Source organism: Jeotgalibacillus malaysiensis, assembly GCF_044789845.1.
GTDB lineage: Bacteria > Bacillota > Bacilli > Bacillales > Jeotgalibacillaceae > Jeotgalibacillus > Jeotgalibacillus malaysiensis_A.
Map to the genome: position 1 here is coordinate 586,666 of NZ_CP085252.1, position 13,686 is coordinate 600,351.

Annotated in this window: 16 protein-coding genes; 10 read left to right on the top strand and 6 right to left on the bottom strand. The window is 42.3% G+C overall.

The genetic code is table 11. The annotated features are described in order from the left end of the window. Positions 1-7: 7 nt before the first annotated feature. Positions 8-175, top strand: a complete 168-nt coding sequence (locus LG330_RS03385; RefSeq protein ID WP_404407393.1) for a hypothetical protein — start codon at positions 8-10, stop codon at positions 173-175. 75 nt (positions 176-250) lie between these two features. On the opposite strand, the gene LG330_RS03390 is transcribed toward LG330_RS03385, so the two are convergent. Further along, positions 251-742, bottom strand: a complete 492-nt coding sequence (locus tag LG330_RS03390; RefSeq protein ID WP_404407395.1) for a GNAT family N-acetyltransferase — start codon at positions 740-742, stop codon at positions 251-253. Positions 743-866: 124 nt separating this feature from the next. On the opposite strand from LG330_RS03390, the gene LG330_RS03395 reads away from it, so the two are divergent. The 3 genes from LG330_RS03395 to LG330_RS03405 all read left to right on the top strand — a co-directional run bounded on the left by LG330_RS03395 (position 867) and on the right by LG330_RS03405 (position 3,603). Beyond that, positions 867-1,232 (top strand): VOC family protein, encoded by a 366-nt coding sequence (locus LG330_RS03395; protein ID WP_404407397.1) that lies wholly within the window; start codon positions 867-869, stop codon positions 1,230-1,232. A gap of 115 nt (positions 1,233-1,347) precedes the next feature. Next, a complete protein-coding gene (locus LG330_RS03400; RefSeq protein WP_404407399.1) occupies positions 1,348-2,862 on the top strand; it encodes a UDP-N-acetylmuramoyl-L-alanyl-D-glutamate--2,6-diaminopimelate ligase in 1,515 nt (504 codons plus the stop codon). A 108-nt stretch (positions 2,863-2,970) separates the two neighbouring features. Further along, positions 2,971-3,603: an HAD family hydrolase gene (locus LG330_RS03405; protein ID WP_404407401.1), complete on the top strand. Its 633-nt coding sequence runs from the start codon at positions 2,971-2,973 to the stop codon at positions 3,601-3,603. 265 nt (positions 3,604-3,868) lie between these two features. On the opposite strand, the gene LG330_RS03410 is transcribed toward LG330_RS03405, so the two are convergent. The 3 genes from LG330_RS03410 to LG330_RS03420 are packed head-to-tail and all read right to left on the bottom strand — an operon-like array spanning position 3,869 to position 5,748. Next, entirely contained in the window at positions 3,869-4,408 is a 540-nt protein-coding gene (locus LG330_RS03410; RefSeq protein WP_404407403.1) for a M15 family metallopeptidase, read from the bottom strand. Then, the gene (nei, locus tag LG330_RS03415; protein WP_404407405.1) at positions 4,405-5,238 is read right to left on the bottom strand and encodes an endonuclease VIII; all 834 of its coding nucleotides are present in this window, start codon (positions 5,236-5,238) and stop codon (positions 4,405-4,407) included. Before nei ends, LG330_RS03410 begins: the two co-directional genes overlap by 4 nt. 30 nt (positions 5,239-5,268) lie before the next feature. After that, positions 5,269-5,748 carry a hypothetical protein gene (locus LG330_RS03420; protein WP_404407407.1) on the bottom strand — a complete coding sequence of 160 codons (480 nt, stop codon included), beginning with the start codon at positions 5,746-5,748 and terminating at the stop codon, positions 5,269-5,271. Between the two features lie 148 nt (positions 5,749-5,896). On the opposite strand from LG330_RS03420, the gene LG330_RS03425 reads away from it, so the two are divergent. The 6 genes from LG330_RS03425 to LG330_RS03450 all read left to right on the top strand — a co-directional run bounded on the left by LG330_RS03425 (position 5,897) and on the right by LG330_RS03450 (position 12,039). Beyond that, complete coding sequence (locus tag LG330_RS03425; RefSeq protein WP_404407409.1) at positions 5,897-6,823, top strand: AEC family transporter; 927 nt, start codon at positions 5,897-5,899, stop codon at positions 6,821-6,823. Between the two features lie 59 nt (positions 6,824-6,882). Further along, positions 6,883-7,911, top strand: a complete 1,029-nt coding sequence (locus tag LG330_RS03430; RefSeq protein WP_404407411.1) for a lactonase family protein — start codon at positions 6,883-6,885, stop codon at positions 7,909-7,911. A gap of 586 nt (positions 7,912-8,497) precedes the next feature. Next, positions 8,498-8,878: a hypothetical protein gene (locus LG330_RS03435; RefSeq protein ID WP_404407413.1), complete on the top strand. Its 381-nt coding sequence runs from the start codon at positions 8,498-8,500 to the stop codon at positions 8,876-8,878. Between the two features lie 154 nt (positions 8,879-9,032). Beyond that, positions 9,033-9,968, top strand: coding sequence for a manganese-dependent inorganic pyrophosphatase (locus LG330_RS03440; protein WP_404407415.1), 936 nt, complete (start codon positions 9,033-9,035; stop codon positions 9,966-9,968). Positions 9,969-10,138: 170 nt separating this feature from the next. Further along, positions 10,139-10,801, top strand: a complete 663-nt coding sequence (locus LG330_RS03445; protein WP_404407417.1) for a uracil-DNA glycosylase — start codon at positions 10,139-10,141, stop codon at positions 10,799-10,801. A gap of 236 nt (positions 10,802-11,037) precedes the next feature. Continuing rightward, entirely contained in the window at positions 11,038-12,039 is a 1,002-nt protein-coding gene (locus LG330_RS03450) for a sodium:calcium antiporter (protein ID WP_404407419.1), read from the top strand. A gap of 40 nt (positions 12,040-12,079) precedes the next feature. On the opposite strand, the gene LG330_RS03455 is transcribed toward LG330_RS03450, so the two are convergent. Continuing rightward, positions 12,080-12,757 (bottom strand): amino acid ABC transporter permease, encoded by a 678-nt coding sequence (locus LG330_RS03455; RefSeq protein WP_404407421.1) that lies wholly within the window; start codon positions 12,755-12,757, stop codon positions 12,080-12,082. Positions 12,758-12,782: 25 nt separating this feature from the next. Then, a complete protein-coding gene (locus LG330_RS03460) occupies positions 12,783-13,622 on the bottom strand; it encodes a transporter substrate-binding domain-containing protein (RefSeq protein WP_404409486.1) in 840 nt (279 codons plus the stop codon). Positions 13,623-13,686 lie beyond the last annotated feature (64 nt).

Consider the following 13,686-nt stretch of genomic DNA (forward strand, 5'->3'; position numbering starts at 1 on the left):
GTTAAAGATGCGTGGTGCGGTGGGCCGGGCGCGTTTAATTATGTCTGGAGATGATGGAATAAATTCATTTGCTGATACAATTATGCCGGTTGGCGTAACAATTATCTTGTGCCGGCCGGGGCATGTATCAATTAATTTTAAAGATGAATCAATTATCTATAGTGCTGATACATAAAACCCAGAAGGTGATGCAATTAATTGGTCGTATCCGCGTCGCTGTATAACAATAACACCGTCCCACTTCCACACATCACTCCAAAATCAACTGATAAAAATGCACATCCTGCCATTCTCCAAACTTATAACCCGCCTCTTTAAAATTACCGATAAACTCAAAACCAAATCGTTCATGCAGGCGTACACTGACTTCGTTTCCGCCCGTGATTCCGCTGATAATTGTGTGAAAACCGCGTTTTTTCCCATCCTCAATTAACACATTCATCATTTTCTTTCCAAGTCCATTGCCCTGAAAGCGTGGAGATAAGTAAATAGACAACTCAACCGTGTCTTTATAAGCCTCTTTATCGCGAAATGGACTCAGACTCCCATAGCCCGCAACTTCACCATCGATCTCTGCTGTAAAGAGCGGGTAGCGGTCCTGGTAGCGGCTGAACCAGTCTGTACGCTGCTCAATTGTATGTGGATTTAAATCAAAGGTTGCGACGGTTTCAAGCACCGCCTGATTGTAAATGTCGTTCATCGCCGGAATATCGGCTGCCTTGGATTTTCTGATGACTGTCATAATACCCTCCCGAATTTCACTTTTTTCTCTATCTTAAAACACTTCGCGAAAATTGAACAGATGTGCAGGGGAAACTGATGTCTGTAAGGAAATGGTAGTGTACAAATTTAAAGGAGGAATTCATATGAAAAATCCTATTCAGCTTAAAATTGGTGCAACATTTTTACCCGTAAAAGATGTTGAAACAGCACGGGACTGGTACTGTAACTTGCTAAGTATTGAGCCGACAGATGAGATTGTTAATGGACATTTATACGTCCTCAGACTGCAGGATGGTCACAATCTCGTGCTGGATCAGAAAATTTACAAAAAGCACCGCAGGCACCGGGCACCATTATTTCACTTTAATACAATCGATATTCAGGCAAGCTATGCGTATGTTCAGGATTTTGAAGCAGATAATATTGGGGAGGTCGAATTTGGGGAGTTCTTTACGTTTGAAGATCCTGATGGAAATGTATTGATGATATGCGAATGTGACAATGGCTAAGACCCCACTATTTCACAATTAGCGCATCCATAGAACTAAATATAAGCATACATGCATTTTCTGTCGAAATTAGGGGAAAGGATTGGTATCAGAATAAAGGGACAGGGGATGACACATGCTTATTCATTTAAATGAGTTAACGTTTATAACTGCTTATTATAACGATCCGGTAAAGCAGATAACGCATATTAGTTACGACTCCAGACAGGCAATAAAGGACAGCGTATTCTTCTGTCTGAAAGGTGAAAATTCAAATGGTCATAACCATTTGGAAGAAGCCATATCAAACGGAGCTTCAGTTATTATTGGAACGGATAAAGAACTGATTGAAAATGCAGCAGCCCGTTATCCAGACTGTTCATTTGCTGTTGTTGCAGATGACCGGGAAGCGCTGGCTCAGTTTGCGATTCATTTTTATGGTCAGCCTGATCGTAAAATCAAAACGATTGGTGTGACAGGTACAAATGGAAAAACAACTGTCGCTGCATTTGTAAAATCACTGCTGACGCAATGCGGGATTAATACGGGTTCGATTGGCACTAACGGCATTTTTGCCGCTCATGAAGAAATTATTTATAAAAAGAGCACGCCTACCACACCTGAAGCGTCAGATCTGCACGCTATTTTTAATGAGCTGATTAAAAGACAGGATGATGCAGTGGTCATGGAGGTTTCTTCAATTGCCATTGATCAAAGAAGAGTGGCGGGAATAGAATTTGATACCGCGATTCACACGAATATATCCACTGAGCACCTTGAATACCATAAAACCTTCGCAAATTACAAAGAAGCGAAAATGAAGCTGTTTGATCAGGCACACACGGCCGTCGTCAATATCGATGATGAGATGGGAAGAGATCTTGTCGCAAGGTTTAAAGGAGAACTGATCACCTGCAGTCTGGACCGTCATTCAGGAGCTGATCTGATTGCTGACAATTGCCACGTTTCTCAGGAAGGCACGATGTTTGAGCTGATCGTAAATGGTCAGTCTTATCTGGTGAATTCATCTGTCTACGGTAATTACAATGTGCACAATCTGCTGAGCGCAATCGGTACAGCGCTGCATCGTGGTCTGCAGCTTGATCAGGTAATTCCTGTATTGAAAAATATCGAAAATCCAAAGGGACGCTTTCAGGTGATCGAAGAATACGGCGGTCGTAAAATCATCATTGATTACGCACACACACCGGTCGCTTTAAACAGTCTGCTGATCGAGGCGAAAAAGCTGCCGCATAACAAAATGATCGCGATGATCGCAGGAATCGGTATACGTGATTTTAATAAAATGCCTAAAATGGCTGAAACTGCTGAAGGACAGGCTGACAGCATTGTCGTAACCGTTGATCACCCCGGTGACCATGATCCGGAAAAGGTAGTCAATCAGGTCATGAGCGGATTCAAAAAACCTTATGATCAGTCAATTAACACCTCTTTAACGAGAAAAGAAGGTGTGCTAAAGTCACTTTCCCAATCAGAAGAAGGTGATCTGATTTTATTAACGAGCGGCTGTATTAATGGCGCTCAAATTGTAAAGGGTGAATATATTCCTCACTCGGATGAAGACATTATCCGTGATTATTTTAAACGACTGGAAAAAACAAAAGTTCCAGGAATGGAGCAATGTAAATAATCAGGTCAAATGATATTGGGAAGTATTGTGAACATTCGCTCATTTTTTTCCTTCTCATCAAAAGTATGTAATAATAATGATAAATGACTTAAACAGGAGGATAAGAATGTGGCGCTGATATTATTTGATCTTGATGGAACCATCATCGATTCAACAGAGTATTTACTTCAGGCCCTGCATCTGGCAGTAGAAGATATGCCGCATATTCAGGAGCCGTCTAAAGAAACGCTTCAGTCTGCTTACGGTTTGACTGGAAATGCCTTTTGGGCAAAAGTTGTACCGGACGCTTCTCCCCAGGAAATTACGATCATCAGAAGGCGGAGAAGCGAATTCCTTGATCAGTTGGTAAAGGGAAAAGATCTCTTATTCCCGGGCGTTAAAGAAACGCTGCATCAGCTTAAGGAAGATGGCCATACGCTTTCAACTGCCTCAAACTGCGGTACGCACTACCTTGATATGGTCCTTGATTCCCAGGATATCAGACAGTACTTTTCAGAACCGATTTGTCTGGGTACGATTCATGGGGAGAAGAAGGGTGATGTCCTGGCTGTGCACTTTGAAAAGTTTGGAAAGTCAGAAGCAGCCTATCTGGTAGGAGATCGTTATTCTGATATAGAAGCTGCAAAAGAGCACGGGATCCCTGTGATCTACTGTACATATGGATTTGGCACCGATGAAGAAGCTGCTCAGGCAGATTACCGGATCAGCAGTATTGATGAGGTTCGTTCGATTGTTAGTTGAAAAAAAGCGGTCATTCCAGCTGGTGGAATGACCGCTTTTTTGTATGGATGAAGAGAAGCTGATAGGTTATTTCTATCAGCTTTGACGTTTAATCTATGACCTTTGGGTTAATTGCGTCATCTCTCTTGTTAATTAAACTTTTCTCTGTATCGGCCGGATATATCTATAATCTTTCTACTTTTATCTATGACCTTTCAGATGATTTCCATCACCTTTTTACTTATTCAAACGCCTAGCCATACCACGCTCCCATTTCGATTTTCCTTCAATACACAACAGGCCCCTCATCAGGCCGTTTCCCGCGCTTCAACTCGCGGATCGATAACCCGAACCGCATTTCAAAGTGTGGATAATCTTTAAAACCTCTAAAATCGCCGCCCCAGGTGAAGCCCAGTTCCTTGGCAATCTCCACTACTTCCATCCAGTCTGATTCACCATTTGCGTTCCCGTCATACTCTAGGTCCCAAATGACATCGTCCTCAATCTGAAGGGCGAAATCAATGGCGAGACCGTAGTTATGATAGGACTCGCCGCCTTGTGCGTAAGACACAATATTACCTTCTCGTGTTCTGCCCTGTGCGTAAATTTCATCCTGTTCTTCAAAGGATCTGAATCCGTCTGTAATGACAATCTGGATGTCCTGTTCAAACGCTCTCTGAACCAGCTCATCGCTTTTTTCCTGAACAACTGGGTGTAATCCCTGTGGCAGGGGGCGGTTGCGTAATTCTTCACGGTGCTCAAGTTCTTTATAGAACAGCCAACAGCCAATCGCTGCAATAAACAAAAACAAAATTAGTTTTTTCAATGTGTATCCTCGATCCTTTGACAGGTTGGACAATAATATAGTCTTCTTGAAGCGGCAACAATCTTTTCGATCGGGGTCCCATCAATCCGGCAGGACTGGCCTGCACGGTTAAATACCCAGTGTCTGTACTGCGGACGTCTTTTCCCTTCAGCTTTCAGACGGTTTGCAAGTTCAATGTCATTTGTAATACCACCTGTCTCGTATGATTGAACAGACAGCTGAATAATCGCGTCAGCCGCCGCCTGTATTTGCTCATCTGAACAGTCTTTTGGGCGGAGAGATGGATGTATTCCTGCTTTATATAAAATTTCGCTGCGCAGATAATTCCCGTTGCCTGCAACGAAGCCCTGATCAAGCAAAAGAGCCGTCCATCTTCTACCGCAGAATTTCTTACTGTTAATGCGTTCAATCAGCTGTTCAGGCGTCACTGAATCATTTAATACATCAGGACCTGCACGCTGAATAAACGGATGCAGGTGCACTTCCTCATCCCGCATCACTTCGATATCTGATGAACTGTACAACAGAGCAGATTTCTTTTCGTTATGAACGGCAAATCTGAGCTGCCTGTTCGTCTTTGGATAGTTGTAGGCGTTCCTGATCACCCATTTGCCGTAGAGCTGATTGTGGCTGTAAACGGTATAGCCGTTTGAAAAACGGATTAGCATTGCTTTACCGACAGTATCCACTTTTAATACGTCGGCCCCTGTGAAAAAATCTTCATAATCTTTCAGTTGTTCAAAAGCAAAGTGAACCTCCATGATTTTTCTGCCTTTTAATGCTTTTTCAACCTGATCAGCTGCACGTCTGATTTCAGGACCTTCCGGCATAGTTCATCTTCCTTTTTAAAAGCAGATTCGTTAATTCTCCAGCTGTAATTCTTCCCCATATCTCATAATTCGATAGGCGGCATAGCCATCACTGAATTTCCCGTTGCCAAAGTTAACTGGCAGGAGTGAAAAAGCAGCGAAGTATAATGAAAAATAGGAGTATTGATAAAAGAAAATATCCGGTCCAATGATGTCCTGCATAATTGAAATGTTAATCAGTAAAATAGAACCGAAATTAAAAATAACGCCCCCCAGATGGACTAGGGTATTTGTGAAGCGATTATTATATTTCAATGACGTATATTTACAAAATGAATCAAGAAAGTAAATACTGTGAATACTGATTCCGCCGAATTTAACCAGACATTTCCCTCTTCCTAAAGCGAAATTGGATGTGCCGCCAAAAATTCTGGCGAAAAACGCATGCCCCAGCTGATGTACAAGAGAAACGGTTGGAAACACAATTAAGAATGACCATAAAAAGGTCCATATATCTTTAAGTTGAAACATTTTAGCACCTCTAACATTATTTTTCATGTATTGTCTAGACATGTTTCCCGGGATATGATTCAGTAAACCTAAATGAAAGAATCAATTGGACAGAAGGGAAACAGTAGCGTACGATTGAAAAAATTGAATGTTAAAGGAAGATTAAGGAATGGACATCCAAACAGTTGTTTCGACGATCATTGTGATGGGTCTGATGATTGCAACAGGGTCATTATTTGCTCTCAGGGTCAACGTCACGAGTGAAGTGAAATCAGTACTCATACTATTAATATTAAATATTGCAGTCCCGGCTGTCATCTTAAATGGTGTTTTCAGTGTGGACCTGACAGGAGATGCTTTAGGAGAAGCCGGTTTAATTTTTGGAATATCAATTGTTTACCATACTGGTGCGCTTGTTTTCGTTAAAATTCTAACTGTTTTATTAAAAATACGCTCGATGTTTGGTAAAAAAATGATGATTCTTGGCGCGCTTGGTAATACGGGATTTCTCGGTATTCCGCTGGCTGCGACGATTTTTGGTCCGGCGGGTGGATTTCTTGCAGCCATTTTTGATGCGGGACTATCCCTGACCGTCTATACAGTTGTCATTTATCTGCTTCAGGCGGAAGGGAAATTTCATATCAGTCAGCTGAAGGCGGTTATTAATATGCCGGTTATTTCCATCGTCATCGGGATGATTGTTGCGCTCAGCGGATTCAGACCGCCTGGCATGATGATTCAGTTTGTTGAAATGCTTGCAGCACTTGCAGCCCCAATGGCCATGCTTTATGTTGGGATGCTGCTGCCTCCACTGATTAAAAGAGGAAGAAAAGTGCTTTTTCCGATGCTCTGGTTTCCGGTTACCGTCAGACTGTTGGTCATTCCACTGATCGTGATGCTGATTTTATCTCTGTTTTCATTTACAGGATGGACTGCCCAGCTGATTGTCCTGCAGACAGCCATGCCTGCAGCAATGATCACAGCCGTGCTATTTTCTAAATTTACGAGTGAAGAGGAAACAGCAATCGTTACGATCTTTGCTTCAACATTGCTGAGTCTGGTGACAATTCCATTCATCGCATGGCTCTTAATTTGATTTTTGGGTTTCTCTCGTTGAAAATAAGGAAAGATACTATTATGAGAGGAGCGATGATGATGACAAAATATAAAGGTTTCATTGGTACATACACCAAGAAGTCCAGCAAAGGTGTATATGAGATTGAGCTTGATACTGAAAAGGAAGAGTTGACGGTAAAAGGGGTGGCTGCTGAAAGTAAAAACCCTACCTATGTCAATATGGATGCAGAACAGGAGTACCTGTATACAGTTGCACCAGGTGGCATGGCGTCATATGAAATTGGGGATTCTTTATCCTCTATCGCTCATGTGGATGAAAGGGATGGATCACCTTGTCACGTAAGCGTCAGCCCGGACGGTGAATTTGCGGCATCAGCTACTTACCTTGATGGCACGATTGCACTATTCAACCGTGATAAAGAGACTGGTAAAGTGACTGAGCAGCTTTCATTGATCCAGCATGAAGGTGGAGGACCTCATGAGCGCCAGGATGCAGCACATGCCCATTTCAGTGGTTTTACACCGGATGGTAAATATCTTGTGGCAGTTGACCTTGGAACTGATGAAATCATTTCTTATACCTATCAGAGCGGTGAGTTAAAGCAGGCTTCTGTTTTTAATGCAGAACCGGGAGCGGGTCCCAGACACCTGACATTCCACCCTGAAAAGCCCCTTGCTTACGTGATGACTGAGCTGAGCAATGAAGTACTTGTGCTGGCTTATGACAGCTCTAACGGTGCTTTCAGACAGCTTCAGACAATCCCTGCGATCCCTGGTGATTTCAATGAAAACAGTCAGGGCAGCGCCATTCATATTTCTTCTGACGGCCGCTTCATTTACGCTGGTAACAGAGGGCATAACTCGATTGCTGTCTTTGCAGCGGATGAAGAGAATGGCGAGCTGACGCATATTGAATACGTGGAAACAGAAGGTAACTGGCCGAGAGATTTCGTATTGGACCCATCTGAATCCTTTGTTGTTGCAGCGAATCAGGAAAGTGACACACTCGTATTGTTAAAGCGCGACAAAGAAACCGGCCGCCTGACAAGCACTGGTGTAAAAGTCGAAGTGCCTGAGCCTGTCTGTGTGAAATTCAAATCAAAATAAAAATTTATTTTCCTCTGAAAAACTGCAGCCTGTATTGAGCTGCAGTTTTTCAATAGTAAATATTTTTGTCAATTTAAAGCTTTATTAAAGTCCATGATTGTTTTTTTACAGCTGATGATGGAAGCGCAAGGGGCGACTCCTGTGGAAAAACGGTCAAGATGCCGCAGAGCAGTGATCTTCTGCTCGTCCTGAACGGTCATCCGCGGAAAGCGCCCCCTGAATTGGAAATCATCAGCCAGTTTTTAGAAAGTCTAATTACAGCAAACAACATTTACTGTAAATGAATGATGTATAAAAAATAATTCTTTCTATAATATGTGGCTAATTTTAGATTACAATTTGTAAATCTCTACGTTACGCTAGGAAAAAGATTGAAAAATACAAAAAAAAATATATATAATAAAATCCTATTAGAATAAGGGATTCAGACAATATTGGCGTTTGTGGATAAAATTTCTAATTGACAAAACTACCTGTCTATCCATTATACTGAAAAAGTCCTCTGAACTTTTCATTTTATTGGTAATGAATGGGTCTGAGTAGAAAATTATACATATAGAACAAGAGAGAGAGGGTCTGCAAAAGAATGAGGATTACGATTGACCTTAAAGTAGTGCATGTAAAACCCCGGGTTAAGTCACATTTATCTAACGTTGTTCATTTCGTTGATGCTGCTAATAACCGTTTTATCTGGACGACAGCTGTGGATAAGGGTTTGACAGAAGGCGAAAAAGTAAAAGCACAAATCAGTGTGAACGAAGAGCTTTACGATGAAGACGGAAAATACGTCAGAATCAGTCACGTGGCCATTCTGGAAAGTATTTCCGACCTTAGCGCAACCACTTACACCAAGAAGCCATTCAGCATCATGGACCGTCCTGTTAAAAAAGAGGAAAAGAAAAGGGTGCCAGATCAGGAGCTGCTAAATAATATCGAGAAGACACTGGAGCTGCTAAGAAAAAAATAACGGCTATTTTTTTGCTGTTACATTTAGTAACTCGAAAGAAAAGGGCGCTAGTGCGCTCTTTTTTGCGTTGAGTCTGAATAATACTTCAATCACTGACGTAAAATTGGTAGAATAGAAGAGGCGTTTAAAATCACTCGAATAAAGGAGTAATCTTATGACTAAAGCATTGGTTTTTGGACATAAAAGTCCTGATACAGATACAATTACAGCGGCAATTGCCTATGCGCATTTAAAAAATGAAATCGGTATGGAAGCTGAGGCAGTGCGCCTTGGTGAAATCAACGGAGAAACGGCTTATGCACTTGAACAGTTCAATGCAGAAGCACCACGTCTGATTGAAAAAGCGGCAGGAGAAACAGACCGTGTGATTCTTGTTGATCACAACGAACGTCAGCAGAGCGTAAATGATATTGATGATGTAAGAGTTATTGAAGTCATCGACCATCACAGAATTGCTAACTTCGAAACAAGTGATCCTGTCTATTTCCGTGCAGAACCGGTTGGCTGCACAGCAACGATCCTACTCAAACTTTATAAAGAGCATGGCGTGGAGATTCCTAAAAACATTGCCGGCTTAATGCTGTCTGCTATCATCTCAGATTCACTCCTGTTCAAATCACCAACATGCACAGAAGAAGATGTCCAAGCAGCTAAAGAGCTTGAAGCCATTGCAGGTGTTAACACTGAGGAATATGGTCTTGAAATGCTGAAAGCCGGAGCAGATCTGAGCGGCAAAACAGCTGAAGAGTTAATCACAATTGATGCAAAAGTATTCGAAATGGGTGGTCAGCATGTTAAAATTGCACAAGTAAATGCAGTGGACCCGCAGGACATCCTGAGCCGTCAGGAAGAGATCGAAAAAGCTGTTGAAGCTGCAATCGAAGAAGAAAAACTTGCTTTATTCACAGTAGCAGTGACTGATATTCTGAACAGCAACTCTACCATTATCGTAAAGGGTTCTCATGTTTCACTTGTTGAAAAAGCATTCAACGTAACATTATCCAACCACACAGCGCTGCTTGAAGGCGTCGTATCACGTAAAAAACAAATTGTCCCTGTTCTTACAGAGACATTTAACGAAGAAGTTTAATATAATTGAAGTAGCCTGGGATTATGCTTCTCAGGTTATTTTTTAAATCGTTTCGCTGCGCTTCAGGCGGACGCTTTCTGCAGCCGGGCGACGCTCCTGATACCCGCAATTTATAAATGAGTTTTATGAAGAAACAATCAAGGGAATGAAAAAGCATGGAGGTGCTTTTCATGAGAATACCTGAATCACTCGCAAAACAGGGGAAAGAAAGAATAAAAGACTATCCCGTAGAAGGATTTGTCTACGGAGAAGGACCTGATCATCCCGTCATCATGCTCGTAGGTGAAGCACCGGGGGAAACCGAAATACATAATGGGATTCCATTCAGCGGAAGGGCTGGAAAAGAGTTGATGCAGTCACTTGAATTCCTCGGCCTCACGAGGGATGACGTCTATATTACGAGTGCTGTGAGAAGCCGCCCGTACAAATGGGGTCAAAAGAAAGACCGCAGCAGTGGAGAGATGATCGACAGGAAATATAACCGCACACCAACCGCCAGGGAGATCATAGCGCATGCGCCAATATTGGATTATGAAGTAAAACATGTAAACCCCCCACTGATTGTGACACTTGGAAATATCGGACTTCAAAGACTGGCCGGTAAAGATAAAAAGGTTACACAGGTACACGGACAGCTGTTAAAGCAGCCGGTTCAATTTTTAGAGAACCTGGATGACAGCCAATATAAATGGACAGAAGAAACCTATGAAATCTTCCCGACTTTTCATCCGGCAGCCATCTTTTATAACCGGAGTCTGGAAGAAAAGCTGAAAGAAGATTTGGAGAAGCTGAAAAAACTGATTGAGGAACGGGGACTGAAGCAAAAGAATTAGCTTAACAGGTTTCAAAGTATGCAAGCTATGGTATATTAGTAGAAACGAATAAGTCCCTAAAAAGGGGAGTAGCGACCTTAACGGGTCAATGAATCGTCATTACGGCAGGTTGACTGCTCGGTTCATTGAGCTCTGTAAACAGAACAGAGTACGCAAGACCTTTTTATGAGTACTCAAATTGATGAGCGCTCATAAAAGGGTCTTTTTTCGTTAACAGTATTTGAGGAGGAATTTCTTTGGTTTTTGTATGGTTTTTATTAGCTGCAGTCGTAACCGTATATGCGGCAATTAAATTATCGACATATGCAGATGTGATCAGCACAAAGACAGCGATGGGCGGCATGCTTGTCGGAACGCTGCTTTTAGCTGGTGCGACATCTTTACCGGAAGTGACCACAAGTTTATCCGCTGTAGTCATTGATAACCCGGATATTGCAATCGGAAATATGCTTGGGTCAAACCTGTTCAACCTATTTATTATTGCAGGCTTCGATTTGTTTTTCCGGAAAAAGCGTCTGTTTTTAGATGCGAGTAATAGTCATTTGCATACAGCAAGCCTCGGGCTGCTGCTGACTGTGCTGACGTTAGTTGCGCTTTATCTGAGAATTGATACCACATTTTTAGGGATCGGAATTGATGCGTTTATCATTGCCGGCGCTTATATAATTGGGATGATTATCATCAGTAAGCTGCCTGAAAATAGCGGCGGCGTTGAGCCGGCAGTTCCGGTTGAAGAAGATAAAGAAGTGGCAGCAAGCTTTTCAATGAGTGTGAAGCATGCTGTGATTGGATTTATCATTGCTGCACTTGTCATCATGGGCGCGGGTACAGTACTGTCGATCATGGGTGATGAGATTGCTGTTGTCACAGGACTTGGATCAAGCTTTGTCGGAAGTTTTCTAATTGCTGCGACCACGTCACTGCCTGAAGCTGTTGCTGTCTTTGTTGCACTGCGCCTGAAGAATGTGAACCTTGCGCTTGGATCTATTCTCGGAAGTAACATTTTCAACATGCTGATCATTGCAGGATCGGATATTTTCTACCGCGGGGGATCCATTTTATCCGCTGTGTCAGATTCTCACATTTATACTGCGATTGGTGTGACAGTTCTTTCAATCATTGTAATGTTCTCAGTTGTTAAGAAAAAGGCAAGCTCTACGTTTACGTATATCCTGCCTTCACTGTTAATTATCATTGGATACTTTGTTGTATCTTATCTGATTTTCACAGGTTCATAAGAAAAGCTCGCTGGATCAATGATTCCAGCGAGCTTTTTTTCTATAAGTATTCTTCATATCGTTTCTCCAGATAATTCTGGAACACTGTCATCAGTGAACAAATACCCCAGTAGATCAGCGCAACCACAATATACATTGTCATAAAATCAAATTCACGGCCGCCGACGATACGGGCGCGCTGGAAAATTTCCGGCACTGTAATGATGGCTGCGAGTGAAGTTGCTTTAATAATATCCAGATACACATTTGCAAGTGGCGGCGTTGCTGTTCTGATCGACTGTGGCAGAATAATGCCGTACATCGTCTGCCAATAAGTGAGTCCCAGTGCTTTAGAAGATTCCCACTGACCTTTATCCACTGAAGACAAGGATGACCTGATGATTTCCGCAATGTAGGCTGCACTGTTGATACTGAATGCAATCAAAGCAGCGTATAAAGCAGGAATCTGTACCCCGATCACCGGCATACCGAAATATAAGAGAAACAAAATAACAAGAATCGGCACGCCGCGCATAAAGGAAATATACGTACGTGCGGGCCAGCGCAGGACACTGAATTTAGATGTTCTCGCCAGCGCGATAAAAAAGCCAAGAACCAGACCGGCCGCCATACTGACAATAGAGATCAGCAGTGTATAACCGATACCTGACATGACAAAGGGAAGAGATTCCCAGGCCAGCTCAGGATCAAATAGTAAGTCCCAGCGGATTCCGTCCATAGCGACCGCTCCTTTCACTTAATGACTATTCTTCAAAATCAATATCAGGCTGCTGTGTAACATCTTCGCCAGCGAAGAACTGTCCTGAGATCTCAGAGATCGTTCCATCTTCAAGCATCTCTTCAAGAGTAGTATTCACCTGATCAATTAGCTCTTCATTATCTTTATTCATCACCAGACCTACTTCAGACGGGCTGTACTGCAGTTCAGGGTGAATGACAATGCCTAAGTCAGGAAATGCCTCAAGTGCAAGTGTCTGCAGGTAATAGTCATTTAAAATCACATCCGTGTTACCAACTGATACATCACGAAGATACTGTTCGTTTGTCGCATTATCATAGATGACTTCTTCAGCACCGTATTCACGTGCAAGATCCATATAAACTGAAGTGGCTGCACCTGCAGCGCGTTTGCCTTCTAAGTCTTCAAAAGTTTCAATCCCTGAAAGGTCATCTTCACGTACAATGGCTGTTCCGTATGAATATTTAATTGGTGTAGAAAAAGCGAACTGTTCAGCTCTTTCTTCAGTGATTTCAATATCATTTGATGCAAGATCAACCTGACCTGTATTAACAGCTGTCAGCATGCCGTCAAATCCGATTTCTTCCCACTCAACTTCAAGATCAAGACGGTTAGCAAGCTCTTTTACCACTTCCACTTCAAAACCAGTCAGCTCATCTGTTTCATCATCATAATATGAAGTCGGGAAAAGTGTTCCTGAAGTCGCAACCTTCAGTACGCCTTCCTCCTGAATGTCATCCCATGCAGTTGTTTCCTCAGATGCTGAATCATCAGAACCACAACCCGCAAGAACTGCTGCAGCTAAAAGAGCGGCAGAGATGGTACGAATATTTAACTTCTTTATATTCACGTTCGTAATCCTCCTTAAAATTAATCCTTTAAAAACATAGCATTTTAACAAATATGAC

Coding starts and splice junctions, on each gene's coding strand:
- LG330_RS03385 (WP_404407393.1), top strand. CDS start 8: ATGCGTGGTGCGGTGGGCCGGGCGCGTTTAATTATGTCTGGAGATGAT.
- LG330_RS03390 (WP_404407395.1), bottom strand. CDS start 742: ATGACAGTCATCAGAAAATCCAAGGCAGCCGATATTCCGGCGATGAAC.
- LG330_RS03395 (WP_404407397.1), top strand. CDS start 867: ATGAAAAATCCTATTCAGCTTAAAATTGGTGCAACATTTTTACCCGTA.
- LG330_RS03400 (WP_404407399.1), top strand. CDS start 1,348: ATGCTTATTCATTTAAATGAGTTAACGTTTATAACTGCTTATTATAAC.
- nei (WP_404407405.1), bottom strand. CDS start 5,238: ATGCCGGAAGGTCCTGAAATCAGACGTGCAGCTGATCAGGTTGAAAAA.
- LG330_RS03420 (WP_404407407.1), bottom strand. CDS start 5,748: ATGTTTCAACTTAAAGATATATGGACCTTTTTATGGTCATTCTTAATT.
- LG330_RS03425 (WP_404407409.1), top strand. CDS start 5,897: ATGGACATCCAAACAGTTGTTTCGACGATCATTGTGATGGGTCTGATG.
- LG330_RS03430 (WP_404407411.1), top strand. CDS start 6,883: ATGACAAAATATAAAGGTTTCATTGGTACATACACCAAGAAGTCCAGC.
- LG330_RS03435 (WP_404407413.1), top strand. CDS start 8,498: ATGAGGATTACGATTGACCTTAAAGTAGTGCATGTAAAACCCCGGGTT.
- LG330_RS03440 (WP_404407415.1), top strand. CDS start 9,033: ATGACTAAAGCATTGGTTTTTGGACATAAAAGTCCTGATACAGATACA.
- LG330_RS03445 (WP_404407417.1), top strand. CDS start 10,139: ATGAGAATACCTGAATCACTCGCAAAACAGGGGAAAGAAAGAATAAAA.
- LG330_RS03455 (WP_404407421.1), bottom strand. CDS start 12,757: ATGGACGGAATCCGCTGGGACTTACTATTTGATCCTGAGCTGGCCTGG.